Source organism: Massilia atriviolacea (assembly GCF_003953935.1).
Taxonomy (GTDB): Bacteria; Pseudomonadota; Gammaproteobacteria; order Burkholderiales; family Burkholderiaceae_D; genus Telluria_A; species Telluria_A atriviolacea.
This window is the reverse complement of record NZ_RXLQ01000050.1, coordinates 1-2,750: the sequence shown is the minus strand read 5'-3', so window position 1 is coordinate 2,750 and position 2,750 is coordinate 1. Positions and strand designations below refer to the sequence as shown.

Sequence of the window (2,750 nt, the reverse complement as noted above, 5' to 3'; positions counted from 1 at the left end):
GTCGGTGGTTCGATTCCGCCCCGGGCCACCAAGAACATGTCACATGAAACGCCAACCATCTCAGGTTGGCGTTTTTGTTTGTCTGGCGAAAAGTCCTTGCATCCCTTCAAGCAGAGCGTGAAACAGGTGATATGCCTGTCACACGTTGCATGTTAAACAATCGATTCCCTGCTTTTCCTTGAACGCCGGTAACGCCGCTCAATCGCATCGAGGCTGGGCATCCCTGATGGATAGCTCGGGCGCCTCGATTCCCTGCCCTCAGGATTTTTGCATTCTGCCTGCAGTACAAGGGGAGCGAGTCATACTCCCGCCCTTTTTCATCGTCGGCGCCTTTGAAAACACCCCGCGATCGACCTCGGCCGCCAGGGCAGCGAAGTTGGCGCGTTCCGCCATGCCAGGGTGGCGGCGGGTTTCCGACGTGTCCGCGTCGACCGCCATGGCCCCGATTTCTTGCTTCCGCCAAATGTCCGTTAGAATGAAACATGGAACATATCGTCGCCGCCCCCGTGGCCCACTTCACTGACTTGCTGCTTGACGCTGTCTGCATGGTCGACGCCGGCGGACGTTTCGTGTTTGTCAGCGCAGCCTGCGAACGCATCTTCGGCTATACCCAACAGGAAATGATCGGCAAGCTCGTGATCGATCTTGTCGCGCCGGCCGACCGTGAGCGCACGCTGGCTGCGGCGCGGAACATCATGAACGGCGAATCCCATATCCATTTCGAAAACCGCTACCTGCGCAAGGACGGGAGCATCGCCCATATCATGTGGTCGGCGCGCTGGTCCGAGCCCGATCAGTTGCGTGTGGCGGTTGCGCGCGATGTCACGCTCCTGAAGCAGGCCCAGGCGCTGCAGGCGGCGCTCTACGCCATTTCCGAGGCGGCGCAGGCAAGCGACGACTTGGTGCACCTGTTTCAGCGCAGCCACGCGATCATCGGCGACCTGCTGCCCGCCTCCGGTTTTGGCGTCGCCCTGCTCGACACGGCCGGCAAGGACTTGCACTTTGCCTATTACGTCGACGGCGGCACGCTGTTCAATGCGTCCTTGGCGCGTGCGCTGTGCGAGGAAGTGGTCCGACGCGCAGCGCCGCTGCTGCTCAAGCCGGGGAGCGGCGAAGCACTGCCGGCGCAATTGCAGGCAGCGGCGAACAGCATGACGGGCGGCGCACTGGCGGTGCCACTAACGACTCCCGAGGGCATCGTCGGCGTTGTCGTACTGTGCACGGGAACCGGGGGCGCCGGCTACATGACCCACGAGCGCGACCTGCTGCTGTTCGTGGCGGACCAGCTCGCCGCCGCCATCCAGCGCAAGCGCATGCATGCGCAAATGCATTTCATGGCCATGTACGACGAACTCACCCGCCTGCCGAACCGGCGCCTGCTGCACGACCGGATCGATACCGCCCTCGCCCGCGCTCAACGCCAGCAGGAAGGCTTGTCCCTGCTGTTCATCGACCTGAACCGGTTCAAAATGGTCAACGACCGCTACGGCCACGCGTGTGGCGACCAGTTGCTGCGGCAAGTCGCGCGCCGCATCGCTTTCTGCCTGCGCGACACCGATACGCTGGCGCGCCTGGGCGGTGACGAATTCGTCGCCGTGCTGGAAAATAGCGCCCTGCCCTCGAATGCGGGGCTGGTCGTGGATAAAATCCACCTGGCGCTGGAGGCGCCGGTCGACCTTGGCGAAGGCATCCAACTGCAGGTTTCGGTCAGCATCGGCATTGCGCATTATCCTGAGCATGGCGACAATCGGGAGGCGCTCATGTCCCACGCGGATCAGAGGATGTATGCCGCCAAGGCGGCCGCGGCGGAGGCTGGATCAAAGGATTGAGAATCCTTGTATCGGTGCCACGAATCCGCCGCGGGCCCCCAGGAATCTTGAAACGCCACCTCCGGGTGGTGTTTTGCATTTCCACTCGTCACTCCCCTCCTCCCCTTCTTGCCATCGCTGGCAGGCCCGCACGCATCAGTATCGATCAGGCCAGCAAATGAACCGCAATTGAACCGCTATCACCCAATCGTGCAGGCGCACACAATAGACTTGCAGAGGCAACAACGATAAATTGAGCACATACCGGTTCAACATCGGTGCAACAGAGAAGCCATGGCGCCGCTAGCGCAGCGCCAACAATGCATCTTCCAGCCGGATCCCTTCGCATCGTGCGGCGGTTAATTTATCTAAAGGACATCGCAATGAAAAAAGTACTGATCGCAACAGCATTCTCCCTGGCATTTGGCGCTGCGAACGCGGCCGATATCGTCGATACCGCCAAGTCGGCCGGCACCTTCAACACGCTGGTCACGGCGGTCCAGGCTGCCGGCCTGGTCGATACGCTGAAAGGCCCGGGCCCGTTCACCGTGTTCGCTCCGACCGACGAAGCCTTCGCCAAAATCCCGAAAGCCAAGCTCGACGCCCTGCTCAAGGACAAGGCAGCGCTGACCAAGGTGCTCACTTACCACGTGGTGCCGGGCAAGGTGATGGCGGCCGATGTGAAGCCGGGCGCGGTCAAGTCGGTTCAAGGCAGCAACCTGACCGTCACTGCGGCGGGCGGCAAGGTCATGGTCGACAAGGCGCACGTGGTCAAGACCGATATCGCTGCCGATAATGGCGTGATTCACGTGATCGATACGGTCGTGATGCCGAAATAAGCGGCACGATGGGCGAAACCGACTCGCCGCACTAGCCAGACCGGCCGCGGGCTGCTATGATAGCGACCCTTGGCCTGGTAGCTCAGTCGGTAGAGCAGAGGAT

General features: G+C 61.6%; 2 protein-coding genes. Both read left to right on the top strand.

Annotated elements, in window-relative coordinates:
• The first annotated feature begins 482 nt into the window (after nt 1–482).
• The gene (locus EJB06_RS31435) at nt 483–1,829 is read left to right on the top strand and encodes a sensor domain-containing protein (protein ID WP_126077957.1); all 1,347 of its coding nucleotides are present in this window, start codon (nt 483–485) and stop codon (nt 1,827–1,829) included.
• Between the two features lie 362 nt (nt 1,830–2,191).
• Nucleotides 2,192–2,647: a fasciclin domain-containing protein gene (locus EJB06_RS31430; RefSeq protein ID WP_126077956.1), complete on the top strand. Its 456-nt coding sequence runs from the start codon at nt 2,192–2,194 to the stop codon at nt 2,645–2,647.
• The last annotated feature ends 103 nt before the right edge of the window (nt 2,648–2,750 follow it).